Below are 26,556 nucleotides of genomic sequence, written 5' to 3'. Positions count from 1 at the left end.
CAGATACAAAACCGGGAATGCTTTAAAGATATAACCTTCAAGGGCTTGTTCCATTTCGGGAGCTGATTGCAATATGGCGGGTAGCGAAGAAAAACCTCCTGTCAAGGCGATTATTCTGAGCGCCGGCCAGGGACACCGGCTGGGTCCGCTGACAACCAGTATTCCCAAATGCCTGTTGCCGATTTCAGGCAAACCGATCATCGAATGGCAGATAGATGCCCTGTTTTCAACGGGGATCAATCAGGTGACAGTGGTCACCGGTTTCCAATCCTGTCTGATTGAAACTTTGCTGCAACAGCGTTATGGAAACGATGGAAGGATCGAGACCGTTTTCAACCCTTTTTTCAGTATTACGGATAACCTGGTAAGTTGCTGGATCGCACGCGCGGCCATGGACCGCGACTTTCTGCTTCTGAATGGGGATACGCTGTTTGAGGAAGTTTTACTGGCGAGAGTGCTGGACTCTGATCCAGCGCCTGTTACGCTCGGTGTAGATCAAAAGCCTGTCTATGATGCGGATGACATGAAAGTCCAACTGGATGAAAACGGATGGGTCAGACATGTCAGCAAGACTCTCCCGACAGATCAGATCAATGCCGAATCTGTCGGCCTTGTTCTTTTCAGGGAACGTGGGCCGCTGCTTTTTCGCGATACCCTAGAGGAAGCGCTGCGACATCAGAGTGGACTCAAAGCCTGGTACCTCTCCATAATAGAGAACCTCGCCAGCAGACAACTGGTAAAAGCGTGTTTTGTACCGGAAAGCTCCTGGTGTGAAATTGATTTTCCCGCCGATCTGATAAAGGCAGAGGAACTCTTCAGCGAGAAGAAGCTGAGTAGAAGCGTAACCATGCAGCGCTAGGCGGCAGGCCTGTTGTATTTAGTCTCGACAGTTTGTCTGAGATTAAATGCCAGAAGTTTTCCCAGCCGCTGCTCGCCAACCGGACCGCCTCCCACTCTCTGAATGATATCCAGGTCAGGGGCCTTGTTGGCCTCCATTATGCACGGTCCGCTGTTGAGCAGGGCAACATCCCATCCGATTACCACCTGATCGGAAAAGGCGCTGGCATGAGCATATTGCACAAGATCGACCAGTGCAGGCCAGCATGGAAGCCTCCGGTGCAAGATCTGCACCCCCGTCTCGCAATGGCGCTCGTACCATCCATCAGCAGTCGCGCCCCACGCGCCACCGGTTCCTCTTCCCAATTCACCGGTGCGAATATCGACGTTGGCTGCAATTCCTCCAGCGTGAAAATTGTCCACTACCACAGATTTTTTCCGGGCCATCCGAAAAACTGCATTGGTTACTTCAAATTCGCCCCGTTCGTTACGGCAGCTCATTACCCGCACTGTCGCCAGCGTACCATTGGCAAGGTCTGCGATATCCTCATGATTCAGAAGCCGAGGCTGAATCAGGAAAGCTTTTTGCCGCGACTCCAGTCGCAAGCGCTCCAGCAACTGATTTCCGGTCAGAATCTCGCCATCGTTGCGCCGGTACTGCCCTGAACCCAGGTAAATCCAGCGAGTCGCATTTCTACCGCCCCGGCCATGCGATGGCTTCACAAAGAGATCGGTCTCCGGCAGTCCGGAGCCATTCCAATCCACTGCTGTGACCTTCTCTCCCATGATCTTGAAGAAGACAGGGGCTGTCATGATTCCATGTTCGCGGCAACGAGCCATGAAGCGCGATTTGTCGGAAATGCAGGGTGTGCTTCGTTCAGCAGGAACAGGAAGACCCCCATTGTAATCGCGCAGGAAGCGATAAAGTCCGGCCTTCGTTTCGAGGCGATTCAGATACTCTCCGGCGTGCCGCTTCTTATCATCGTCATGCAACTCGAAGATGTAGTACCAGGGAGACAGGATCGCACAGCGAAGCGCAAGCTCGATCTGCTCACGAATCTGCCGGATGATTCCTTTTCCTGTGCGTCTCTTTATGGCAAACCCGTTGAGCGCGGTGAAGACAGCGGTCACCGCCATGATGACGAGCGGCACGGCTGGCAAAACTGCGCACATCGCGATCCTGTCGCGTAACCTGATCTCGCGCCAGATCTCGCGCTGGAAGCAGCGGTGGATAAAAGTCGCCGTGGAGCTGTCGTCTTCACGCAAACGGGCAAAGATCCACATGGCACCGCTCAAGTCCCGCGTGATCCTGTCGATACCCAGATCATTCACAATCTTCATGGTTCTTCGACTTCCTTCAACGAAATGGCAAAAAATGGGAATAATAATGTATTTCTAGTTTTTGTCATGCACTCTGAAGAACCAGGGCGAGCCTGCGCATGGGCAGATTCTTGAAAGCGGGCTGAATGGCAGTCAAGCGTCAAACCGATTGTCGACAGCGTTTTTCGGGTCAGCGAAATTCTTTCACTCGGGAGCAAAAGTGTATGTGTACCAGCGCACATAACCGGGATTGTTTTTCCGCGATCATCCCTGATCACGAGCCCCAATTGCCAGAGTATGAACAGATGGACGCATAGGGAAAAACGCGGCAAGCGAGTATAGGTCTGCTCTCCCCTTGAAATACCACTTTGCTGTCAGCAGCCGCATCCCCCGTTACAGTTCATGCCGCTCATCCCGTAAAGTCATACCCGCGGCTGCAGGGACTTATTCATGGCTTCATGCTATTCTGGAAAACCTTTGATGCTGCCTCCATTGGGCGATCCGCATAATCCACATATTCAAACCTCGTCAGCAAAACTACCCGTTCAGAAGGTGCTAAATGACTCCCACTCCCTCCGGTACCGCAATCCTGAATCCCACGATGCGGAAATTCGGCGCGCCGGAGACAATCATTCATCAATTTCAGCACTGGATCGTCATGCTGCGTCCAATCCAGTTGACACTGGGTTCTCTCGTTCTTGCTGCGCATGAACCAGCCCGCTCCTTCTCCCAGCTTGGTCAGGAAAGCTTTATTGAGCTTCACAAAGTAACGGGTCAGCTGGAATCAGCTTTGGCTAAAGCATTCAACTACGACAAGCTCAACTATCTCATGCTGATGATGGTCGACCCGGATGTGCATTTTCATGTCATTCCGCGATATGTGGAAGGCCGCTATTTCAACGGCGTGAAATTCATCGATTCCGGTTGGCCGGGTCCGCCCGACTTCAACAAGGCTACAAAGACGGATGCCGACACCAATCGGCTGATAAGAGAGCATCTCATCTCCTGTTGGCCTTGATACCTTGATAATGTGCGCCTCGAAAGCTTGGGGAATTCGGCTATCGCCGCATTCCTCCGCTGCCGATCAGATGTCCGTTCCGACCCGGGTTATTGGCACCCACCCTCGTCGTGAACTGGGGTAGTTTTTTCCCGGTATTTTGTCTATGTTGTACATATCATCGAAATTTCAAATCAAATGACACATTCATGCAAAAGAGATGCCCTCCGCGGAGCATGCCCGTGTCGAATCCATTCCCTAATCGAGAAGCAAACCACATATGACACAACTCGTTCTGCTGCGACATGGAGAAAGCGTCTCGAACCGCGACGGATGCTTTACCGGGTGGGGCGATGCCCCTTTGACGCCCCGGGGCGAGCGGGAGGCAGAGCAGGCGGGCAATCTCTTGAAAAAGGCAGGACACAAGTTCGATATCTGCTTCACCTCCGAGCTCAGCCGTGCGAACGACACGCTCCGCATCGTGCTATCGGTCATGGGGCAGGATGAACCGGTGGTGCAACGGAACTGGCGCTTGAATGAACGTCACTATGGGGCTCTGGAAGGAATCAATCGCTGGAAGGCAATCAGGAAATACGGCTTTTGCCCTATTCTCAGTTCGCAATGCCGTTTTGATGCTCCGCCACCCCCACTTGATCCCGCCGATATCCGTTTTCCCGGAAACCAACCGTGCTATGCAACCATCGATCCTGGGGAACTGCCGCTTGGTGAGAGCATGCGGCAAGCCTTCGCGCGAATGCTGCCTTACTGGCAGCAAACAATCGCCCCGGAAATCCAGCGCGGCAAGCGAGTGCTCATTGTCGCCCACAAGCATATCCTGCGAGCGCTGATGATGCAGTTGGATGGCCTGTCCATTATTCAGCTCATAAAGTTGTCAGTTGCCACTGGCCGCCCACTGATCTATGAGCTTGACGATAACCTGCATCCCATCCGGCATTACTACGCAGACACCGGGTTGACCGGTCATACAGGTTGAACGTTGAACAGGAGACGCAGCCAGTATTCCGATGCCGGAATGGTAGCTGTATCAGAGTCTGCAAGACTCCTCCGTCTGCGAAAATACCTGCCGGCAATCCCGGGCTTGTGGGTAACCACCGTGTAACGAACTTGTGCTACAAGATGAGGGGGACGAAAATGAATTCCAGAGTTATCTTTCATCTTATCTGAGAGCAGAATAGATAAAATCGGCACAAGCGAGAAAAACAGAACAAAGACAACTTGATATGGTTTCCACAGGAGCAGGAAAAAATGCTTGAGCTGGCTGGAGTTGCGCGACGCCCCCTATTTCCGGATCACAGTCGTTTTGCAGTCCCAGGGTTATTAGCCGCGCTCCTCGACGGGCTGCTGTTCGAGTCACTGATGAGCTATGGAGCGAGCCTCGCCCTGTCGCATATCGCGGGCTTCCTCGCGGCTGCCATCCTGCACTACTGGTTTATTTCGAGACCGCGGCTTTTATACGACCTCGCGGGTTATTCCAGATGGACTGAATTCGGCCGCTTCCTGATTATCTGTGTGCTGGCGCTTTCCGTGCGCGGCGGCATATTAGCGGTGCTGATCCAGGCTTGGCATATACCGCCGGCTGCGGCCATACTCCCCGCAATCGCGGCAACAGCCGTAATACTGTATCTGGGATCTGTTTTCTACGTGGTTCCCACTGGGAACGCCATACCCTCGCCTGACGCAGATTGGCGGACCGCCTCGTTCGGGATCATCGCATTTGTCATCCTGTTGCGCCTCATCTACATTGGCGTGGCACAACTGATTCCCGATGAAGCATATTACTGGAATTACGCTCAGCACATGGATCTGAGTTTCTACGATCATCCACCCATGGTTGCCTGGCTGATATGGCTTGGTACGTCCATTTTTGGAAACAGCGAGTTTGGCGTCCGGATCGGTGCATTCCTGTGCGGCTTGATAACGATGGGTTATTTATTTGCGCTCACGCGCAATCTATACGATAGCGCAACGGGGATTCGCGCTGTGCTGCTGCTCGCGATTCTTCCCTTTTTCTTTGCCACTGGCGCATTGATGACGACAGACGCGCCGCTCGTGGCCGCGTGGGCGGCAACCCTGTACTATCTCGAGCAGGCCCTGATCGCCAATCGGGAGCGGGCTTGGCTCGGGGTAGGCATTGCCTTCGGTCTGGGCATTCTCTCCAAGTATACGCTGGGTTTGGTGGGTATTGCCGCATTGGTTTTTGTGATTATCGAGCCGCCTGCACGCCGCTGGTTGCGCCATCCTTATCCATACCTCGCCGTACTGCTTGCGCTGCTCTTGTTCTCCCCAGTAATCATCTGGAACATGGAGCATGGCTGGATGTCGATATTGTTCCAGTCCGGCCGCGCCAGGGGCATAGGAGATAACGAGTTCGGACTATTCGAATTGATTCTTCATTTTGCCGTACTGCTTACGCCGACCGGTTTGCTTGCTGCTGCGATAGTATTGCTGCCGGGTACCAAGCAGAATAATGGCTCCTCCATTTGCAAGCGACGCCTGTTCATTATGGTATTCACCGGCGTGCCACTGGCTATTTTCCTGATTCTCAGCATTTTCGATACCCAGCGGTTCCATTGGACCGGTCCCCTGTGGCTTATGGCACTGCCTGCCATGGCTTCGATGATGGGGAAAATGCGAAATTTCTCCGGTAACCCGACGATTTCGGATCGGGTAATGGCAGCCTGGAAGCCCACTATTCTGGCATGCCTGGTTTGTTATGCGTTTGCGCTGCATTACCTCGTTCTCGGCTTCCCCGGCATTCCCTACCAGGGCATATATAAAGGTTTCCCCGAGCATTATTTCTGGCGCCAGGCAACGATGGGCATTGAGCAAATTGTAGAGGATACGCGCCGGCAGACCGGCCAGGAGCCCATCGTCGTGGGCATGAGCAAGTGGTCCGTGGCAAGTATCGTCACTTTCTATAACCGGGGCAAACCCATGGAAATACGCTCGCGCAACATATTCGGCGACAGCGGCGCCATGTACGATCTCTGGTATCCGTCGGAATCCCCTACAACCCGACCCGTCATTCTCGTCGGCATGTGGCAGGACAATCTCGAATGCGTCCGAGGCAGCATCGAGATCGGGAAGATGCTTGCCGACCCTGATCCGGTTCGGCAACTGGCCATCACGGAGAACGGTAAATCGTTGCGGGGGGTATACTATCGCGTTGCACATGGCTACCTCGGCAAGCAATATCGGCAAATCTCGCCCAAGTGCGCAGAGGAAAAGCATACATAGCCGGCGCTATGTCATATATCCCCTAACCGCTCAAGTCCGGGAGCCTGGTTGGGCAGAGAGTTTCTGAATGAAGCTTCCTGATTTTTCTGCCAATTTCCTTCCTTCTCTTTCCTTCTGCCAGGCTATGGCTATGGCGGTGATGACCACGAGAAAGGTAGGAATTTTGCTGTAAAGGGCAAAAGTATCCGTCAAGCCGGATAGGAAGATGAAGAACACCAAAGCCGCCCCCAGAACTGGAAGACGGTGCGATCTGAGTGTTTGAAACCAGCTCCACAGGAAAAAGCCGTAAGCCAGAATTCCCAGTGCGCCCGTATGCATTCCAATCTCGATCCAGTCATTATGATAATGAGACGCTCCTACATACTGGGGTAAATCCCTGTAAATCCCGCCCTTATATGTTGCCACGGTTTTTTCGAAATAGCTTTCCGGCATCCCGGTGCCGTGGCCAAAGAACGGATGCTCCAGAATTCCGTGCAGGCCGACATCCCACATTGCCAGCCGATACCCCAGGCTGGTATCGTATTTTCCCTGCTGGGATAACTTCACTTCGACCTGTACCTGCTCAAGTCTGGCCTGAAAGCTGTTACTGCCGTATACCAGAACCGCAACCACAATAGTCAGCGATGCGATGATTCCCAGGAGTGCTTTTTTTTCCGTTTTATAAGTTAGGAAAACCAACAAAAAAACGGCAAGAAGCGTGGCCAGCAAGGGACCGCGTCCATATTGCCCAAACTGGATCAGCAATAAAAACAGGCTCCCGAGCCCCAAGGCGCATTTCCATTTTATCTCGCCGATGGTCGTGGCAAGATAGAGTAAAAGAATGACACCGATCCCCAGCAGGGAAGAAAACACGAGATAGCTCATGTTAAGGAGTGGAATGCCTTGCACTCCGGAAACAGCCCATTGGTAAACCCCTGACAACAGGACAATGATGTAACCCGTGAGCAGGCCGGCAATCGCCCAAGGCAAGCGGTCTCTATTGAGAAGTGATAAAAACGGGATGAAAACCAGGAAGCCAAAATATCGCCTCCATTTCATTCGACCTGCCTCGGGATAATCTGCCCAAAGGAGCCCCAGCGCCAATACCGCACACAGGAGGAGTATTCCCAGCACGAGCGGCTCTCTAATGATCTGGCCGAGCCTTCGAGGGCCGCTATCGAGAATCCAGATGAAGGTCAGAAGAATGCCGGTACCCAGGCTCAGCCATTTGCTCCACAAGGCGAGCCCGAAAAACAGCAGCACAAACTTTGCAGCCATGTCTTGCCATGTGCGCATGCCGTGTACCGGACTATAAGAAAATACAGCTTTCTCACTCATGGAATAGGGCTCATGCAGGTAATATAAACAAGCTGGAGAGCGGGAATATAAGCAAATAACCGGCTGAGAAATCAGTGCTGGTCAGCCAGCACCATCAAGGAAATCTAAACAAGGTTACAAATGTGTCATTGCGGTAATCCTTGGATCGAATCCCTATCCGCTCTGATCAGCATGATCAAACTCTGGTTTCGACTCTCCAAATCTGCTTAAAAAGACTGATCCATAGCCTTGACAGTGCATTCCAGGTTGAATGCCAGAAGCTTCCCGAACCGCTCGTTACCCAGCGGGCACCGACCTATCCGCTGGATCATATCCAGATCGGGAGCCTTGTTGATTCCAATCATGCACGGCCCGCTGTCGAGCAGGGCAACATCCCAGCCAATCACCACCTGGTCCGAAAATGCATTCTCATGGGCGTATCGAACCAGGTCGAGCACCTCGGCCCAATACGGAAGCTTGCGGTGCAGAATCTGCACGCCTGTCTTGTAATGTCGCTCGTACCATCCTCCTCCTGTAGATCCCCACGCTCCGCAGGTGCCGCTTCCCAATTCTCCGGTATGAAGATCGACATTGACCGCGATTCCGCCTCTGTGAAAGTTATCGACAACCACGGCCTCATTCTGCGCCATTCGAAAAACCGCATTGGTTGCTTCGAATTCACCCCGTTCATTACGGCAGCTCATTACCCGTACCGTCGCCAAGGTGCCATTTGCAAGATCAGCAACCTCTCTATGGTTAACAAGCCGTGGCTGCACCAGGAAAGACCTGCGCCATGATGCCTTGCACAGGCTCTCCAGCACCTCTTGGGCGGTGGCGTGTTTACCATCGTTGCGCCGATATTGCCCCGAACCCAGATAATCCCACCGTACCGCATTCTTCCCGTTCTCGCCCTGCAGCGGTTTCACGAACAGATCGGTTTCCGGGAGCAGGGAACCCCTCCAATCAATCGATTTGATCTCCCCCTTTGAGACAATCAAAAACACAGGAGCTGTGGCAATAGAGAACCTACGACAGCGTGACAGGAAGCATAATTTGTCCTTGATGCAGGAGGTGCTGCGCTCTGCAGGGATGGGAAGACCACCGTTGTAGTCGCGGAGGACGCGGTAGAGGCAGGTTTTTACTTCAAAGCGGTTGATGTATTCAGAAGCGCGCTGCCGCTTGTCGTCGTCATGGAGTTCAAAAATATAATACCAGGGGGGCAAAATCGCGTATCGCAGCGCGATCTCAAACTGCTCCCGGACTTGCCGGATTATCCTTTTTCCGGTCTGCTTCTTTATAGCCTGTCCGTTAAGCGCAGTGAAGGCGATAGCCAACACCAGGGTGACGAATGGCGCAAACGGCAAAGCCGCATACATGAGGGTGCGTTCGCGAAACCCGGCATCCCGCCAGCTTTCCCGCCGGAAACATCGATGGACAAAAGTGGCGGCTGAGTTGTCATCAGGCAGGGAAGAGAACGTCCACATTGCACCGCTCAATGCCTGCGTAATTCTGTCGATACTCCAGGCACTCATTGTATTCCGGTACGGGTGCCGAATGTCTGGGGCATGGGTGATAAGCTTATGACTGATTCAACTGGATAGCCGCCGAGGTCGTTCCGCCGCCTTTGTCCCGGTTTCATCCCAACTGGCCGCCTGGATGCTTTTACCCGATGACCGCTCGCATGATTTTATCGGAGCCTGCGTCACCTCTCACTGGCACCTCTCACGCTTAAACTAAAGCCTCGCCCGCCAACCTCTCCAGAATACGCAATGAGGAGCGCGAGGAATCCTTCATCGCCTCCACTGGTAAATAAAAGGTCTGATCGAGACTATGCTGCCCCGATATGGCCCCATGCAACACCAGATCGGTGATCGCAATCCAGCTCGCGCCTGCGGGAAATTCCATGACCTTGCGCGGTGCTGTCCGCTGGTACTCCTTGTCGCGCATGCCGAGAGAACGCAAGGTTGCAATATAACGGTCGTATGGGGTCTTGGGACCGTCGATGATGCCGAGACGGCCCAGAATAGAGGTGATCCAGCTCGGTTCGCTCAGGTGCACGGCAGGCAAGAAGCGCCGCACGAAGGGCTCAAACGGTTCACCGAGCTGCCAGATACGCAGTCTGTCGACCGGATTGATATTGGAGAATATGCGCAGCATGCTCCGCCCCTGCGTGGGATAACCATAGCTTGAATCAATGTGCAGGGATTGGATGTTATTGCGGGGAAAAGGCCGATAGGTAACGCGTTTCCGCTCCAAGGCCCCCTGGTAGGTGGGGAACAATTGAGTGATGACACTCTCCGTCCATTTGCTGTAGCGAGACATCATCGCCTCGATCCGAGGACGGGCCGAGTCCTTGACCTGGGCCCGCATCATCTTTCCACGCACTTGAGCATAATGATATTTCTTGATACGGCCACGCTCTGGATCAAAAATGATGGTTGGACGCCCGTCCTCGACGTCTGGCGTTCGGGACAGGATATTCGCCGTGTCAGAGATCAGCTCCCGTTCATAGCCAGACAACTCAAATCCGCTTTTTGGCAGATAGATGACCCCACCCCCTTCCAGCGCGTCGATAGCCGCGCGCTGCAATTCGGGCGCCCTCAAGTCGGTTTCCGGCGCTATCGTCAGCATCTGCACGGTATCGCCTTCCTGGTATCCCGCATCCTGTTCCTTATTTATCACGGTATCCCTTGATCTGTTGGACGTACAAGTAGTCTACCAGTAAAGTAATACATCAGCGGGAAAGCGGCAATGATTTTGGTCATTGAATTTGAACGCTGCTAAAAAGTCTGCTCGATCATGGTTAAGCCGATAAATCTAAGGACCGGAAATAAAACCAACTGTGCGGTACCGAACATAAGGAACTGTGAACAATAATCTCAGAAGGAAGTTCGGGATAGATCAACGAGCTGAAACAGCTGTACTGTCTTTATACCTGTTGCTGGACAAGGCGAAAAACGCTCTTCCGGCACAGACCTTTCCCTCAACCCCTATATGAAAGCGCTCGTTTTTCTCAGACATTACAATGATATAGACCATATTACACCGGTAATATCAAAATGGCTGGAGTCTGGCCACCAGTGCGATGTCGTGCTGATAGGCAAGCCGAAATTCCGTAATGATTATCGTGTTGAATTTCTGGCTACATTGCAGGGCACGCGTGTTGCCCATATTCGCGATCTCCTCCCCTCCTTGGAATTTTTTGGGTGGCGGCTACAGACACTGCTGCTGGCCAACCGCTTGCGACGATCGATAGTGAGTCCGCTCGTCAATGCACTTGCTCGCACGTACAGCGTGGACCGGCGTCAACCGCTCTGGAGCAGCACCGCCTGCAGATTGCTGGAACGCAGTTTCACCGCAGCTGACAGAGGCGTAGTGGTGTTTGACTGGATCACGAGGGATTCACCTGTTTCCGTGGAATGGGTCGAAGTGGTTGTTTCCCTCGCGCGCAGCAAGGGCCTGGGCACAGTGTCGCTGCCGCACGGGGACAGTCCGCATGCCACTCAACTGATACGACATCGCGAGTGGAGTCTCAAGCCGGATTCCCTCTACTCCGCAGCAAGAGTATTCGATAAGCTGGTGGTGCCCAACGAGTTATGCGCGGAACGTTTTCGTCCATTCCTGGACGATCAATCCATCGTCGTCCTCGGCTCCCCTCGCTACTGTGATGAGTGGCTGATGAAATTGGCGGAGCTTTCTCCTGCCCCGCCTGCGATCCTCCCCCAGAAGGAGCTCTGCCGGAAGGAACCGAAAGGAACGGAGGAGTCCACGGAAACCGAAGGGCTTAAAGTCGTGATATTCCTGAGAAAGAGTAATTTTACGACCTTCTGGGAAGAGATCGAGGAAATAGTGGGAATGATTGCAGCTTTTCCGAACGTGGAACTGGTGATCAAACCTCATACCCGTGGCGGCTGGAGACAGCCCCTCACCAGAAACGCCTCGCTGCGAGGCCTCCCCAATGTGAGCGTGGCACCCGATCATATCCATTCCATTCATCTGATGAACTGGGCTCATGTCATTATCGATCTTGCCACCTCAGTAGTATTTGAAGCGGTCAAAGGAAAAAAACCAGTGCTCGCCGCCGACTACCTGCACGCCGGCCGCTCTACCTTGGCACATTTCATGCCAGAGACGGAATTGAAGTGCCGGGATGACGTATACCGGAGAATCGCCGGATTTCTTTCCGATGGTTGCGATTCATTCTATATAGAGGAACACCGGCAACGCTTCATCAACGAAATGCTTCATGTGGGCGGGACAGATGTATTGCCGCGTTATGTGGCGCTGCTTGAAATACAAGCGCAGGCATCGGAGATCGAGAACAGGCGAAAAGATGAATTCATGTGACTGAACCTTAAAAAATACTGACTCTGCTTCTATAATTAAATTTGCTATCCGCGAGGAGTTAACGCGGCCTCAGGTACACAACGATAAAAAGGACACATGATGCCGCAGCCATCTTCTCCCTCAGTCAGCGTAGTGGTTCCCACCTATGAACAAGCAAGATTCATCGAACGCGCACTGGATAGTCTGCAGGCGCAGGTTCTGACGGATTGGGAAGCCGTCATCATCGACGATGGCTCACGGGATTCTACGGCGGAAGTCGTATCGGCATACCTGGTCGACACGCGCATCCATTATTATCGCTTTCCCGAAAATCGGGGGCTGGGTCACGCCCTGAATGAAGGCATTGCCAAAGCAAAAGCGCCACTCATCGCTTACTTGCCAAGCGATGACGTTTATTACCGCGATCACCTGCGCAGCCTGAAAACATGCCTCGAGACGCAGAAAGGCGCTGTGCTGGCTTGTTCAGGCGTTCGCCACCATTACAACCGCGAGGCCGCTGGACAGATTCCGGAATTTCCTTTGCAACTGGTGCAGTGCATGCATCGGAAAATGCCGGTGCGCTGGGTGGAACGCGCAGAACTGGAGTCGGATGATCTTGAACGTCTCTACTGGAGCCTGCTGCGGCCCCTCGGCACTTTTGCCGAAAGCGGAAGTCTTACCTGCGAGTGGGTCTCCCACCCGATGCAACGGCACAAGATCATGCAGGAACCGGAAGGCGGCATCAATACGTTTCGCTCCTATTATCGCGTCAAAGAACCCCTGCGCTTTCATACGACCGTGGGCCATTGGATCGACGAAGCGGAACACTACCGGAAAATGCGCGAACGACCGGATACTTTGCGGTCCGCCAGTGGATTGAAAATACTTCTGGTCGGGGAACTGGCTTATAACGCGGAGCGCGTGCTCGCCCTGGAAGAGCAGGGGCACAAGCTGTATGGCCTGTGGATGCAAAGCCCGTACTGGTACAACGCGGTGGGGCCGATGCCTTTCGGACATGTGGAGGACCTGCCGCGCGACAACTGGCGCGAAGCAGTGAAGCAGGTGCAGCCCGATGTTATCTATGCGCTGCTCAATTGGCAGGCCGTGCCGTTTGCACATGAGGTATTGATGGCCACCCGGGGCATTCCTTTCGTCTGGCATTTCAAGGAGGGGCCTTTCATCTGCCTTGAAAAGGGAACCTGGCCGCACCTGATTGACCTGCACCGGTATTCGGATGGGCAGATCTTCTCCAGCCCCGAAATGCGGGATTGGTTTGATACCATCATTCCCGGCTTGTCGCTGGACAAACCCACTCATCTGTTGGATGGAGACCTGCCCAAGCGTGACTGGTTTGATCAACCTCGAGCGCCACTGCGTTCCGCCAGCGAAGGTGATATTCATACCGTATCCCCGGGGCGACCTATCGGCCTACACCCCCATCATGTAGCGGAGTTGGCCGGTCATGGCATCCATCTGCATTTTTATGGGGAGATAACCCATGGACAGTGGCTGCAGTGGATTGAAAAAACTTGGGCGTTGGCGCCAGACCACCTGCATTTACACCCGAACGTGGACCAAAGCCGCTGGACTGCCGAGTTTTCCCAATATGATGCGGGCTGGCTGCACCTCTTCGAAAGCAGCAATGGAGGGGAAATCAGGCGGGCAAACTGGGATGACCTGAACTACCCGGCGCGGCTCAGCACCCTTGCGGTAGCCGGCCTGCCGATGCTGCAGAAAGCAAATGAGAGCGCATTCGTCGCTACCCGGACACTGACAAAGCAGCTTGGCATTGGAATTTTCTTTGACACCGTGGATGAGCTCGCCGCACAGTTGCACGATTGCAAGCAGTTGCGAGCAACGCGTGAACGGGTTTGGCAGCAGCGGCACCTGTTCACATTCGATCATCATGTACCGGAACTGGTTGATTTCTTCCGCCGCGTGATAGCGTCCACTTCCAGGAAACAGACGCGCAGCAGAACCACGGTGGAATCCGCTCACCTGCAAAACCGCAGACTGGCATGAAAGCATCGAATACAGGATCCTCACTCTGAGGACCCTCCCTTAATTGAGCAAGCCGCTTGCACATGCCCCCAGCCCCCCCTCTTCAGACTTGATAATCGAGGTGGAGATCCGGGTTCCGCTCGAGATTCACTTTGGTGGCCCGGACCAGCCACCAGGCTACTTGCGCGATGTATTGGCAGCACACATCGCTGCCGTACCCCCAGGAGGAGCCATCGATTGGGTGACTTATTATTTCCGCGATATGGGTCTGGCGGAAGCACTTGTTCAGGCACACAGACGGGGGGTGAAAGTGACCGTGACCCTGGAAGGAAAGCCGCGCGTTCCCCATGCCAACGACAGAGTAATTACCCTGCTTTCCCAACCTCACGGTCTCGGAAAAGCACTGCGCATCATCCGTATTCCAGGTATTCCGGCGCCGGTGGGAAAATCGTGGAAACCACAGTTGCACGAGAAACTCTACTGTTTTTCTCATCCTGCACCCATCGCTTTTGTCGGCTCTTTCAACCCGTCAGGAAACATGCCGGACGAAAACCCGGAAATCCTCCGCGAGTTGGGGGATCAGGACAGAGGACACAACGTGCTTGTCGGACTCGTCGATCCAACGCTGGTCGTGCAGTTGACGGCGCATGCCCGGTGCTTGCACAGCATGCCGCCCGGCCTCCTGTACCGCTTCTCTTCCCGTGCAAATGAGACAATTTGCGGAAAGGACGCGACCCTTTATTTCTGGCCACGCATATATCCGCACCCGGTAGTGCAGTTCCTGGCGAGTGTGCGCCCAGGCGCACGGGTGCGCGTAGTCGCCTCCCACATCAGAACCGAACGCGCAGTTGAAGTCATGATCGCGCTTGCGCAACGCGGGATTACAGTACAGGTTCTTGCCGAATCAACGCTGAGGCGCGTAACCGCAAAGGTGGAAAAGCGCTTTTCGGCCGCCAATGTGCAATTTTCACGTTTCCAGGACCCGCAGGATCTGCCGATGCACCTCAAGTTTGTACTGGTGGAAGATGGCGACCGTGTGTTCACCATTTTCGGCAGTTTCAACTGGACCAAGCCGTCGTTCTGGCTCAATCATGAGATAGCCCTCATCTCCAGCGACCCCGGGCTTTTTCGGGCTTTTGCCGGGCGATGGGAAGTATTGAAAAACGAGACAAACCCGAAAACCGTAGATAGTCTAAAATGTTCTGATTGAACTCTTGAAATAACCTATGGGAAATTCTGTTTCGACGCTTATCATTCCCGTGGAAAGCCAGGTACGCGAGCTGGATGCCAAAATCCTTCTCTCCTGCGTTGCGGCTGAGCGTGGCTTTCCCGTCATCATGGGCTCACGCGCATACGCCCATTTCGAACTGGCGTCGATCCCACGCGGCGTGTATCTTGCGAAGAGCATGCGCAGTCTGAGCAACACCATGTTCAGAATAGTACGCCAGCTCGGTCATGAGATTGTTGCCTGGGAGGAAGAGGCTCTCGTACACCCCCCTGCGGATACTTATTTCACCCTCCGGCTTTCGCCAACAACGATAAAAAATGTGTCCCATATATTCGCATGGGGACAGGAAAACGTCGACCTGCTTCGACAATATCCGGCTTTACCTGCAAACATGCCGATTCACATCACGGGAAACCCCCGCGGCGACATACTTCGAAGTGAAATGCGCCCCTACTTCGAGACAGAGGTGCAAAGACTGCGAAATCTCCACGGAAATTTCATTCTTATCAATACCAATTTCAGCGATGTAAATCCTTTTATCGGAAGTATCGGCCTGTTTCAGCCGGAGAAAAAGCGAGGGGAAAAAGCACGCCGCGGTCAATCGGGAATCGGGATGAGCCGTGCGTTTGCCGAAGGGCTGTGGGATCACAAGCAGGCGATACTCAGAGATTTCACTAAACTCATCCCGGCGCTCGAACGTGCATTCCCCGATTTCAACATCGTTGTCCGTCCCCATCCGAGCGAAAACCACGAGATTTATCACGATATTGCCTCGCAATGCGAGCGGGTGGCGGTAACAAGCGAAGGAAACGTCATCCCCTGGCTTCTCGCCGCAAAAACCATGGTGCACAATGGTTGCACTACTGGACTGGAAGCTTATGTTCTGGGAGTACCGGCAATATCCTACCTGGCCACGTTCAACGAGTATTATGACTATGATTTCCAAGGGTTACCCACCCAGCTAAGCCATCAGTGCTTCAATTTCGAGGAATTAAGGGATACCTTGAGCTGCATTCTTGGCGGGGAATTGGGCGCTGCGGCAGGTGGGGAGCGCGAGGCGCTGATAAAATACTATCTGGCGGCGCAGGATGGACGATTGGCTTGTGAGCGCATCGTCGACATTCTCGAGGAGAGCGGCTACCGCCAATCCCAGCCCCCGCCAAAGCCTCTCGGAACTTACGCTCAGGGATGGGCGCTCGCTACGCTGAAAGCAATGACGACCAAGTTGAATATGCACCGGCCCGGCCCTAACCGGCTGGCGTACCACGATCACCGTTTTCCGCAGATTTCAGTGAGCGAGATCGAGCAAAAAATCGCCCGTTTCGGAAAATTACTGAATCGCTTCGGCACTATTCGCGTGGAGCAACACTCCAAGCATCTGTTCTGGATCAGGCGGTTGAATACCCAATAGCAGGATGCTTTTCAGAAAGCAGGGAAAAGCCGGCATTTCGGGCCCGGAGATTTGAAGCGGATGAAGAGTCGCATCGCAGTTAAATTTTCGCCATCCCATCGCAGTCATCGTAGTATTTGTGTACAGGTCGAATACTTATGAAAACCCCGACAGTAGTGGCCGAGATCGGCTGTAATCACAAAGGCGATATCGAAATCGCCAGGGAAATGATAGGAATTGCCGCAACCTTCGCCAAATGCGATTTCGTCAAGTTTCAGAAACGCTCGAACCGGGAATTGCTCACCCCCGAAGAATATAATGCCCACCATCCGAACCCGCAGCACAGTTATGGCAACAGTTACGGGGAGCATCGCGAGTTTCTGGAATTCGATGTGAACCAGCATCGGCTGCTGCAGAAATGGTGCGAGGAGTTTGGAATCGGCTACTCCACATCCGTCTGGGATCTGACCTCGGCAAAGGAAATTGCCGGCCTCAACCCGGAATTCATCAAGATCCCTTCCGCATGCAACCTGCATTTCCCGATGCTGGAATATCTCGCAAGGAACTATGGTGGAGAGATCCATATATCGCTCGGCATGACCACCCCTGCCGAGCAGGAACAAATCGTGCAATTGATGGAAAAGCATGGGGTCGCCCGCAGGGTGGTGCTGTACGCTTGCACTTCCGGCTACCCCGTCCCCTTCGAGCAGGTCTGCCTGCTCGAGTTGCAGGCCCTGGAGGAGAGATTCGGAGCGCGCATCAAGGAAATTGGCTTTTCAGGTCATCACCTTGGCATTGCGGTGGACATTGCTGCGCTCACGTTGGGTGCCTCATGGATCGAGCGGCATTTTACGCTGGACCGAACCTGGAAGGGCACCGACCATGCCGCTTCGCTCGAACCCGACGGGTTGCGGAAGCTGGTCCGTGACGTTCGCGCAGTATCCAAGGCGCTGACTTTCAAGAATGCACCGATAGTGGAAATCGAAGTCGCCCAGCGTAATAAGCTCAAACGCATCCAAGGGATTCACTTTCACTAGTGCGCTGGGTAGCTTTCATGCCTCTGCGCGCGCACTCGAAATCGATTATCGAAAAGAATGTGCGCAACATCGCAGGACGGCCATTATTCGCATGGAGCCTGGAACAGGCAATCGCATCGCAGTGTTTCGACGACATCTATGTTGCGACCGATTCTCCCAAGATCCGGAAAGCGGTATTGGAGGAATTTCCGTCAGTCACGGTTCTGGAACGCTCGGCGGCAACCTGCATGGACACGGCCAGTACAGAAAGCGCAATGCTCGAATTTCAACAGCAGGTTCCCTTTGACGTCATGTGTCTTATCCAGGCGACCTCGCCGCTCACCCGGGCAGACGATTTTCGCTCCGCCAGGCATAAGTTCCTGACAGAAAACCTTGATTCCCTTCTGACCGCTGTACCTTCAAAGCGCTTTTTCTGGAGCGTGCACGGCACACCCGTCAACTATGATCCGCTGCACCGGCCAAGACGGCAGGACTTCGAAGGCTATCTCATGGAAAATGGCGCTTTTTACCTGACGCAGAGGAAACTGCTGGAGGAATGCGGTTGCCGGTTGGGGGGGCGTATCGGCATCCATGAAATGGCGGCGGAGAGCGGAATCGAAATTGACGATGAAACTGACTGGATTGTTGTAGAACAGCTCCTGCTCAAGCAGAAACGCCAGACGGTTAATGCCGTCGCAGCTGAAATCAAGGCGTTGGTGCTCGATGTGGATGGCACGCTGACCGACGGGGGGATGTATTATGGACCTGGCGGTGAGGCCCTTAAGAAATTCAATACTCGAGACGCGCATGGAATGAAACTGCTGCGGGAGAATGGCATCCGGGTCGGTGTCATCACCACCGAAACCAGTCCTTCAGTCGAGGCACGCATGAGAAAACTCGGGATTGATGAATATTACCCTGGCGCCCGTGACAAATTCGCGGTTCTTCTGCAACTGGCAACACGCTGGTCGGTTTCATTACAACATATCGCATACATTGGCGACGATCTCTGCGACCTGGAATGCATGCGGCGGGTCGGTGCGGCGTTTTGTCCCGCGGATGCTGTTCCGGAAATCATGCAGCAGGCGCATCATGTCTGCGGACACGCCGGAGGAAATGACGCGGTGCGGGAAGTCTGTGATCTCATTCTCAAAGCGCGCACGGCAGTGCTTGCTGAAGTCAGCGCATCACGCCTCGCCGCAACAGGCGCCATGAAACTTTAAAACCCCACAACAGGGGATGACGCCGCAGCATAGGAGTCACTTCGACGCGAACGCCGGTATGGCGCTCGATTTTCCAGGCGGCATAGCTGATGCTGTCATGAAAGGTAAAAGCCGCCTTGGACAGCCGCAGCACGGACAGGACTTTTCCCTGCCAGCGTCGCAGCCGCCAATGCCAAAGCGATCTCCGACGTCCTGCATCGTCTATCAGAGATTCGTAACTTCCATCCGGCAAGAGCCTCAATTTTCCTGCCAGTGCAGGTATTGCCAAAGCAGTCAGGCGTGAATAGACCTCCAGGTTCATCTGTGCGAGCTGGCACGCGCGCCCTGTTCTCTCGGGTCGCAATTCCGCAGCGTAAGTCTGGGTCAGTCCATTGGTCCAGATCATTTCGATGTTGGTCGCGGCGGTCCCGGAACAATCGAGGGTGGGCAGGGTGGATCCGAGAAAAGTGACGACCGCATGGGCCAGAGACTCCGAAATTCGCTTGCGAGCCGCCTCGTCGCGGAAAAATAATAACCTCGAGGGCTGAGCAAAACGCGCCCAGAGATAAGGATGGAACCAGCGGCGAGTCCCCTGCTCAAAATCCGCCATCGAAACTACGGCATATTTGGCACGAAACGTTTTCTCCGCTTGGGATACCTCCAGATAAAAGACATTCGGAGGTAGCAATGCGTTGAAATAACGCAGGTAGCGCTCCGGATAAGCACTGCTGTAACTGCTCACGACCGCGTAAAAATCGACCACCCCATCCCCTATCTCACGTGCGCGCAGGCACGATCCATAAAGAAGCACAGCGTCGAGGGCTGAACCGAAGCGCAATTTCAACGCCTCGAGCAAAACGAAAAAATCCGCTGATACCGTATTTGAACTCAGTGCCGTCATCTCCGAAATCAAACCCTCGGGAAGCGGCGGACCCGCTGTTGCAGCCCCTTGAAGAATACTCATGATTTTGCATTTGCGGCTGCCCTCTCCGCCGTCAGAAAGACGATCGGGCCAGCCGGCGTAATGCGTAAGGGTCCACTCTGGCTGGCGGCACGATAAGATTCGCCGTCGACGATGTAATCGTCATCGATCAGCAACTCCAGCTCATCGGTATTGCAACTATGATAACCATCCTTGTCCTTAAGATCGTTTCCACGTCCTATCAGCAACCGAAGCACGGAGCGCAAGGGAAGCTGCCGCTGCTGCCTGACGAATGTGACGTGCAGCGGCTCCGGCTGCTCCCCCCAGTATGGCCTCATGCCAAACAGCAGGCGATCAAGGGTGCTGGCGAAAAGGAATGCGTAGGTTCCGTGGGGCCGGGATAAGGTTTTCTCGGTAATGGTCATCCGGACCGGTGCCCATGCTCCCTGACGCCGCCCGAGCAGGAAGCCTGCAATATAGCCGAAGGTGATAAGGGCAGAGTAGATTTCTCCGGTAATACCCAACCGCTTTATCCTGCTCTGGGAAAAGATCACAGCGCGGGCGATGAGTCCCACGCCGAAAAACATCCCATAAACCTTCTCCGCCCCGGCCTGTTCTATGCAAAGAACATGACGCTCCACGAGTGCGGAGGAGAAATCTTTTTGAAAGCAGGCGCTCAATTGCCGCAGGACGGATTCCGGGCTGCCGCTTATGCCGAGATCGAGCGCGGTCATGTTGGTTGTACCGCCCGGCACTATCGTCAGGAGGGGCCACTTTGCCAAAGGCTGAGTGGCGAACAGATGGGACAGTACACCCTGTACCGTGCCGTCCCCGCCGATAATGACCAGTAGATCCGTGCCAGCGTTCACGAACATATCCACCGAGGCGCTGATTTCTTGAGCATTCGTCACTTCCCTGCAGGCGCCGGGAATCTCCCCCGCCGCGCGCCGGATCGCCTCCTTCCGCTTACGGATGCGTCCACTGAGCGGATTGAAAAGCAATCCGACGGATCCTGTTCCGGACTTCAATCTATCGACCCATGATCTTTCTGTCATCTACGTGATTTTAAAGGTGCAAAAATACGAACGGCCAGCTTTCCTTCATCCTGCCCCGCAACGATCTCCTCAAACCAGGAATGCAAGGGTCCACGCGACCGGCGCGATAGCCATCCCATCGCCACTCTCACTAAGAGAAAACCGGTCGAAAGCAAGTGCCAGATCACGACGGACAAAAGGCCGATATCCGGCCTGCCCGCCAGCCAACCAAATGTCAGCAGAACCAGGTTGGGATTGCGGCGGGCAGTAATGAGCCGATTGAAGGAATCCAGTGGACGCCAGATGAAAATATCGAATGACGCGACCCAGAATTGGAAGGCTCCCTCACACAGCCGCCCGCCGATGTAACCGATAAGAATCAGCCCGAATAATAGCGGCAGATGCGAGGATAAGGAATAGTCGGCGGGCAACCCCATGCCCCAGGCAACGTACCAGAGCGGCGGATGAATGATATCCAGGCCATGGTCGAGCACGTCACCGAAGCGGCTGGAAGTAACGGTTACCCGCGCCAGTTTGCCGTCGACGGTATCCAGGAAGGTCATGAACCATCCCATCACCAGTCCCGATCCATAGAAACCGTACCAGAACGCAACCCCGGCCAGCACGGCAAACAAAAGACTGAGCAGTGTAATATGATTGGGGCGCAGACCCGCAAGTATGCAGAAGTGTACCGCCTGAAATGCAGGCGCCGGCCACAGCCACTTTGTCACAAAATCGGTCACCCCTTTGTAAGACCGCTTGAATAGCTCTGACTCCAGATTGCAGCGGCTGTTCCTGCTGATCGGCAAAACGTAAGGAGCATCTCTTTTCTTGAGGTTCTGGCGCAGGCTTGGCAAATCAAGGTCTTTCAGTTCATAACGCGGCAAGGAAGAAAGGGTTTGCCCTTCTCCTCCGCTCGCAAATTCACCAAGCGCCTGTTGCACGTTCCCGCGGGAAATCCGCACCGCGACTGGCTTACCCTCCTCGCTGACAAGCACAAGATCCATTTTTGCCTTGATCAGCGCGCCCAGTACGATAGCGTCAAAAAGGTAATCTCCGCGTAAAAGCAGTGCCGAGGCAGGAGCGGGAATCCGTGCGGGATTGTCGACCCGCTTCGTCCCGGCGAATGCTTTTAACATGCGCTGCAGACGTTCCCGGCCACTTAAGCCCCAGATATCGGTTTCGCTATCGCCAATGATATGGATATAAACAGACATCGACGAATCCGCCGGCTGCTTGATTATCTCTGCGTCTGGAGTTGTCAAATTGATAGGTTTCGCAAGTCCTCCCGCGAGATGCGGGAGGCATTCAGGTCAAGAAAATCGTGAACAAATCCGGAGTTTGTTAAAAAATTCGCCGTAGCCAGAAATAAGCCACGGCGATCAGCACCACTCCTGGAAGAAGTGCGCTCAGCGCGGGATTCAAATGCAGTAACAAGCCGGCATTGGCAATGATCTGGTCGAAGAGATAGACGCTGATTCCGAGCATTGATGCAACCACGAGCCTGTTGCCGAGTCCCGCCCGTACCGATCCAAAAACAAAGGGAATCGAAAGCAACAGCATCGCGATGGTCGTCAGGGCACCGCCCGCCTTGCGCCACAAGGCAAGCTCATAAGCATCCGACTCCTGACCCGTGGTGCGCAGAAAATGCACATGTAAAAATAACTCGGTAGGTGAGAGACTTTCCGGCGATTTGGTCAATGTCGAGATATCCTCCTCCTTCAGGAAGGGTTCCCAGGGTACCGATTCTCTGCTTACGATCTCCATGGCATTGCCGTTGAATGTCTTTATGACGACGTCCCTTAACTCCCACAACCCCTCGTTTATGATATCAGCATACTTGGCATACGTATAGCGTAACAGGAAACCATTATCGTCAAAATGCATTATTTCGATGTTCGCCGCCCTTCCCGCATGCAGCATTTCTCCGATTCGCAGTATATTCCGCTCATCCCGCGTCCATATCCCCAATTGCTTGCCAAGCGCCGCGCTCTTCTCAAGCGCGGCTGCGCGAGATGAAATGGCTTTCTGCTGAAATTGCGGCGCCACGAACTGATCCAGTACAGTAATAAACAGTAAAAGAATTATTCCAACGGCAACCGGTGCGAGACTGATGCCCAGCGGAGATATACCTGCTCCTCGTAATGCCGTGAGTTCCGATCCGACGGCAAGCCTTCCCAATGCAGTTACATTGCCCATCAATGCGATGAAAGGCGCGAGTTGAATAAACCGTCGAGGCAGCAGTAGAGCCGTATAAAGAAACGCATCCTTGACGCTGTACGTGCCCTTTCCCACGTCATCGAGCTGATCCAGCAAATCAAGGAAACCGAAGAGCGGCAGAAGCACTGCAGTAGCGATTCCCAGACCCATCAAAACCTGAAGCGCCAGGTAGCGGTAAATTATCGTCATCTGCGCAGAAGCAACTTCCGCCAGAAACCGGGTAACAATAACGAGATTGCAAACAGCAGCATGACAGCATAGAGCCACCATACCCCCGGCACCCTGCCGATTGTGCCCTGCTCGACCCAGGTCTGGGCCAATCCGCTCAAAATGTAGTAGATGGCAAAAACCAGAGCTGCCAGATAATAAGTCTTATCCCCCTTTGTCTGGCGAGGCGAAGCGCGGCTGAAGGGCACCGCTATCAGCGCCAGCAGGATCGTTGCCAACGGGCGTGATAGCCGCCACTGAAGCTCGGCAATATCCCGTGGGCGATCGGATTGCATCAATGCAGCGGTAGGGGCAGCCTTGCGCCTGTAATCCATTACGTTTCCGCTGTCCGTGAAATAAACCAGCTTTTCAAACTGGACGACGGTATCACCCTTTCCGGTGTGCGATAGCCGGTAAATGGAGCCATCCAGCAGATGTATCTGGGGGCGCTGGCCGAACACAAGCTCGGGCTGGTAAGCCTTCCTGGCAAGAATGATCTCGCTGCTGTCATGCTTGTTCAGATAATGGAATACCTCTTTCATCTGTTTGCCCGAGCTATCCTTGGACTGCACATAAATCACTCGGCCTTTTTTTTCGCTGCCGTAGAAACGCCCGGCGCGGAACCGATCCGTATTCAACTCTGCCTCTGCCTGGGCATTGAGCAGATAGCTTTCCTCATACGCCCACGGACGCGCAAAAATGGAAAGGAAACCACTGATAAGCCCCACAGGAACCGCAACGATGAGCACTGCATAGATAATGCGATGCTCACTGACCCCGGCGGAACGCAAAACGACTATTTCCTGGTCCCGGTGCAGGCGGCCCAGCCCCATGATGACAGCCACGTACAGGGCAATCGGCATCAGCACTTCCAGTGCGATCAGCGTTTTCAGCAGCACGAGCCTGAGCACGGGGACAAGGCCAAGCGAATCTGTCACTGCTCCGGCCAGAAAACGGGCTGTGCTGAAACTTGCAAACAATGTCGCGAGGATCACGGCGACTACCATAAACGGTATCAGCAGTTCCCGCGTGATATATCGTTCTATTATTTTCACGTTGCCTATCGCCGTTGATCGGAATCGGAATTCAAGCCTCTCACATTTCAGGGAGCGGGTCCGCGCAAACCGGCCTCTCCTCGGGCAGCCGGCGCCTCGCCCGCCAGTACCGACTCCGCAAGCACCAGGTCTGCAACCTTGTCCACATCGACCCCCGCCTGAGGATAGGGCAGGAATACCGGATGCGTCCTGATGCCGGTTTTCCTTCTGACTGCTCTCAATCCCCTTTCTATCGTCAATAATCCCAGCAGATAATAGAAGACGGTCGCGAACCCGAAGGTCTCCATGATCAAGCGTACGGGCCGCTTGCGCAGCTCTTCCGCACGTTGCCAGAATGATACGAGACCACGGCCGCGATCATTGAGAAAGGCATATAGGTTGCAGCCGCAAACATTCGCATCCTTTAACCTTATTACCGTTCGCCTTGCCCCGGGAAATGCAGCTGCCACATCTTCATATTTGACGACCCCGACAGCAGCATCGCAACCCGACGCTTGGGAGCTGCGAAGAAAATATTGCACGATGGCCGGTGTCAACAACGCGTGGTCGGCTGTGGTCAATAATATCGGGGCTTCCTGATTCACCTGGGAGAAGCCGCTGCGGGCGCTGCGGCTGGGAGAATCGAGATTTGGCAGCCAGACGACGCGCCCATTGCGAATACGTTCCTGCAGTTCCGGACAAGCGGGCAGCAAGGACTTCGGTGGTCCGCACAAAATGATGCTCTTCACCATGCCGCTGGCTTCCAGCGCGTCCAGTACGCGGATGATCATCGGTATTCCCCCGACGCGCGCGAATGCCTTGCAGGGCGCTCCCGTTTCCAAGGAGATGGGATCTCGAGCCGTGCGGTCCGCTGCCAGCACCACGGCGGTGAACAGATCATTCTTTTTCATTGCATCGTTTTACCGATTCCGGTTCTTCAGTTGCTCCATCCGGCATTCACAGCGTCTTCTGGTAAATCCGGTAACGTTTATACTCCCTGCAGCCCAAACTATCCAGAATGGCACGCATGGGTTTGTTGTCCTCAAGTATCCAGGATAATTCCATTGCCTTCACTCCCATGGCTCGTCCGAGTTCCCTCGGCGCGTCGATGACCATGAAGGCAAGCGCCATGCCGAGCGGAGTACTATGGAAGCGCCTGCGTACTCCCATTAATGGTATGCGACCGGTATGCACCCCTCCCCTGGATCTGATCCGGACCAGTCTGGTCCAGCCAAACGGAAACAAGTGTCCGTTCAGTTCGGCAAAAATTTCGTTGAGGTTTGGCAATGCCACCATGAACGCAGCGGGCACCCCGTCGACCTCCGCAATCTGGATACAATCATCGGGTACGAGCAAGCGAAGACTGGTGCCAAGTTCCGCGAACTCTGCCTGGGTAAAAGGAACGAAACCCCAATTCTCGGACCAGGCATCGTTGAATATATCACGCAGAACTTCCAGTTCCTCACTGAACTTGTCGCGGCGCAAGGTTCTCAGTCGCACCTGATCCGCAAATTTACCGATCAAGGCGTCCATCAGCCGCGGCACCTTGAAATCGAGCTCTATCCAATAGGCAAGCAAATCCTTCGCCTGTTGATACCCTTGTTCTTCCAGCAGGCGGCCGTACCATCTGCGGGAGTGCGGCATCATCACTACCGGCGGCGTATCAAAACCGTCCACCAATATGCCGCATTCCTGGTTGATCGATAAATTGAAGGGACCGGTCACATGTCTCGTCTGCTGCGCCCTCAGCCATGCCTCAGCCATCTGGATGAGGGCGGCCGAAACCTCCTTATCATCTATGCACTCGAACAGACCGAAATGTCCGGTATCGCCGCCGTAGCGTTCCCGATGCAGTTGATCGATCTGGGCGCTGATCCTTCCTACCGGCTGATCATCCCTGTATGCAATCCAGGCCTGCCATTTTCCGTGCTTGAAAAAGGGATTGAATCTCGAAAAATGCAGTCGTCGCTCCAGCCGTAAAGGGGGCACCCACATGGGATCGTCAGCATAAATACTCCAGGGAATATCGATAAAAACTCCCATTTCCCGATAGCTTCTGACCGGACGGACAATGACTTCCGGGAAGTGCGGGCCGCTAATCTTTTTTTTCATGTAAAACTGGCCAAGTGATGATCAGACGTGGATATTCCATGGTCGCATTGCGTCCAGAGAGCGGAAACGTTTGTACCGTGAAAGACTGCGCCTCGAAAATGAGTTGAAGATCGAAACGGTTTCTGCTTTACCCAATCCCGACAGGAATCAGTCCAT

The 26,556-nt window shown here is 54.1% G+C and carries 21 protein-coding genes; 10 read left to right on the top strand and 11 right to left on the bottom strand.

The genetic code is table 11. From position 1 onward, the window contains the following. The first annotated feature begins 73 nt into the window (after nt 1-73). On the top strand, nt 74-859 hold the full coding sequence (locus BMW46_RS04310) for a phosphocholine cytidylyltransferase family protein (protein ID WP_074705154.1): 786 nt from the start codon (nt 74-76) through the stop codon (nt 857-859). Here BMW46_RS04310 and BMW46_RS04305 read toward each other — a convergent pair. Further along, nucleotides 856-2,178 carry a sugar-transfer associated ATP-grasp domain-containing protein gene (locus BMW46_RS04305; protein ID WP_074705152.1) on the bottom strand — a complete coding sequence of 441 codons (1,323 nt, stop codon included), beginning with the start codon at nt 2,176-2,178 and terminating at the stop codon, nt 856-858. The genes BMW46_RS04310 and BMW46_RS04305 overlap by 4 nt on opposite strands. Nucleotides 2,179-2,716: 538 nt before the next feature. Here BMW46_RS04305 and BMW46_RS04300 point away from each other — a divergent pair. The 3 genes from BMW46_RS04300 (at nt 2,717) to BMW46_RS04290 (ending at nt 6,412) form a co-directional block, all read left to right on the top strand. Further along, entirely contained in the window at nt 2,717-3,175 is a 459-nt protein-coding gene (locus BMW46_RS04300; RefSeq protein WP_074705149.1) for an HIT family protein, read from the top strand. A gap of 259 nt (nt 3,176-3,434) precedes the next feature. Continuing rightward, the gene (locus BMW46_RS04295) at nt 3,435-4,148 is read left to right on the top strand and encodes a 2,3-bisphosphoglycerate-dependent phosphoglycerate mutase (protein ID WP_074705146.1); all 714 of its coding nucleotides are present in this window, start codon (nt 3,435-3,437) and stop codon (nt 4,146-4,148) included. A gap of 272 nt (nt 4,149-4,420) precedes the next feature. After that, entirely contained in the window at nt 4,421-6,412 is a 1,992-nt protein-coding gene (locus tag BMW46_RS04290; protein ID WP_074705143.1) for a glycosyltransferase family 39 protein, read from the top strand. Nucleotides 6,413-6,442: 30 nt separating this feature from the next. Here the strand turns inward: BMW46_RS04290 and BMW46_RS04285 are convergent, their stop codons facing one another. From BMW46_RS04285 to BMW46_RS04275, 3 genes are all read right to left on the bottom strand, one after another. After that, entirely contained in the window at nt 6,443-7,729 is a 1,287-nt protein-coding gene (locus tag BMW46_RS04285; protein ID WP_256376947.1) for an O-antigen ligase family protein, read from the bottom strand. 206 nt (nt 7,730-7,935) lie between these two features. After that, nucleotides 7,936-9,240, bottom strand: coding sequence for a sugar-transfer associated ATP-grasp domain-containing protein (locus BMW46_RS04280; protein ID WP_074705141.1), 1,305 nt, complete (start codon nt 9,238-9,240; stop codon nt 7,936-7,938). A gap of 196 nt (nt 9,241-9,436) precedes the next feature. Continuing rightward, nucleotides 9,437-10,390: a Kdo hydroxylase family protein gene (locus tag BMW46_RS04275; RefSeq protein ID WP_074705138.1), complete on the bottom strand. Its 954-nt coding sequence runs from the start codon at nt 10,388-10,390 to the stop codon at nt 9,437-9,439. A gap of 312 nt (nt 10,391-10,702) precedes the next feature. On the opposite strand from BMW46_RS04275, the gene BMW46_RS04270 reads away from it, so the two are divergent. The 6 genes from BMW46_RS04270 to BMW46_RS04245 all read left to right on the top strand — a co-directional run bounded on the left by BMW46_RS04270 (nt 10,703) and on the right by BMW46_RS04245 (nt 18,892). Beyond that, entirely contained in the window at nt 10,703-12,055 is a 1,353-nt protein-coding gene (locus tag BMW46_RS04270; RefSeq protein WP_074705136.1) for a hypothetical protein, read from the top strand. A 96-nt stretch (nt 12,056-12,151) separates the two neighbouring features. Then, entirely contained in the window at nt 12,152-14,056 is a 1,905-nt protein-coding gene (locus tag BMW46_RS04265; RefSeq protein ID WP_256376946.1) for a glycosyltransferase family 2 protein, read from the top strand. Between the two features lie 43 nt (nt 14,057-14,099). Continuing rightward, nucleotides 14,100-15,245, top strand: coding sequence for a phospholipase D-like domain-containing protein (locus BMW46_RS04260; RefSeq protein WP_074705133.1), 1,146 nt, complete (start codon nt 14,100-14,102; stop codon nt 15,243-15,245). A gap of 16 nt (nt 15,246-15,261) precedes the next feature. Next, nucleotides 15,262-16,674 (top strand): surface carbohydrate biosynthesis protein, encoded by a 1,413-nt coding sequence (locus BMW46_RS04255; RefSeq protein WP_074705130.1) that lies wholly within the window; start codon nt 15,262-15,264, stop codon nt 16,672-16,674. Between the two features lie 137 nt (nt 16,675-16,811). Further along, on the top strand, nt 16,812-17,690 hold the full coding sequence (locus tag BMW46_RS04250) for an N-acetylneuraminate synthase family protein (protein WP_074705128.1): 879 nt from the start codon (nt 16,812-16,814) through the stop codon (nt 17,688-17,690). 17 nt (nt 17,691-17,707) lie between these two features. Beyond that, nucleotides 17,708-18,892 carry an acylneuraminate cytidylyltransferase gene (locus tag BMW46_RS04245; RefSeq protein ID WP_081355682.1) on the top strand — a complete coding sequence of 395 codons (1,185 nt, stop codon included), beginning with the start codon at nt 17,708-17,710 and terminating at the stop codon, nt 18,890-18,892. Here BMW46_RS04245 and BMW46_RS15735 read toward each other — a convergent pair. From BMW46_RS15735 to BMW46_RS04210, 7 genes are all read right to left on the bottom strand, one after another. Then, the gene (locus BMW46_RS15735) at nt 18,849-19,835 is read right to left on the bottom strand and encodes a hypothetical protein (protein WP_074705122.1); all 987 of its coding nucleotides are present in this window, start codon (nt 19,833-19,835) and stop codon (nt 18,849-18,851) included. The two genes, BMW46_RS04245 and BMW46_RS15735, sit on opposite strands and share 44 nt — an antisense overlap. Beyond that, nucleotides 19,832-20,794, bottom strand: a complete 963-nt coding sequence (locus BMW46_RS15730) for a diacylglycerol/lipid kinase family protein (protein ID WP_256376945.1) — start codon at nt 20,792-20,794, stop codon at nt 19,832-19,834. Before BMW46_RS15730 ends, BMW46_RS15735 begins: the two co-directional genes overlap by 4 nt. Before the next feature lie 50 nt (nt 20,795-20,844). After that, entirely contained in the window at nt 20,845-22,044 is a 1,200-nt protein-coding gene (locus BMW46_RS04230) for a CDP-alcohol phosphatidyltransferase family protein (RefSeq protein ID WP_074705117.1), read from the bottom strand. A gap of 127 nt (nt 22,045-22,171) precedes the next feature. Further along, entirely contained in the window at nt 22,172-23,236 is a 1,065-nt protein-coding gene (gene lptG, locus BMW46_RS04225; protein WP_074705114.1) for an LPS export ABC transporter permease LptG, read from the bottom strand. Next, the gene (lptF, locus tag BMW46_RS04220) at nt 23,233-24,309 is read right to left on the bottom strand and encodes an LPS export ABC transporter permease LptF (protein WP_074705112.1); all 1,077 of its coding nucleotides are present in this window, start codon (nt 24,307-24,309) and stop codon (nt 23,233-23,235) included. Before lptF ends, lptG begins: the two co-directional genes overlap by 4 nt. 47 nt (nt 24,310-24,356) lie before the next feature. Next, nucleotides 24,357-25,199 (bottom strand): nucleotidyltransferase family protein, encoded by an 843-nt coding sequence (locus BMW46_RS04215; protein ID WP_074705109.1) that lies wholly within the window; start codon nt 25,197-25,199, stop codon nt 24,357-24,359. A gap of 46 nt (nt 25,200-25,245) precedes the next feature. Then, the gene (locus BMW46_RS04210; RefSeq protein WP_074705107.1) at nt 25,246-26,400 is read right to left on the bottom strand and encodes an N-acetyltransferase; all 1,155 of its coding nucleotides are present in this window, start codon (nt 26,398-26,400) and stop codon (nt 25,246-25,248) included. Between the last annotated feature and the right edge of the window lie 156 nt (nt 26,401-26,556).

The sequence above is a fragment of the Nitrosospira multiformis genome (genome assembly GCF_900111585.1).
GTDB lineage: Bacteria > Pseudomonadota > Gammaproteobacteria > Burkholderiales > Nitrosomonadaceae > Nitrosospira > Nitrosospira multiformis_B.
The sequence above is the reverse complement of the archived record's forward strand: the minus strand, read 5'-3'. Positions and strand labels throughout refer to the sequence as shown.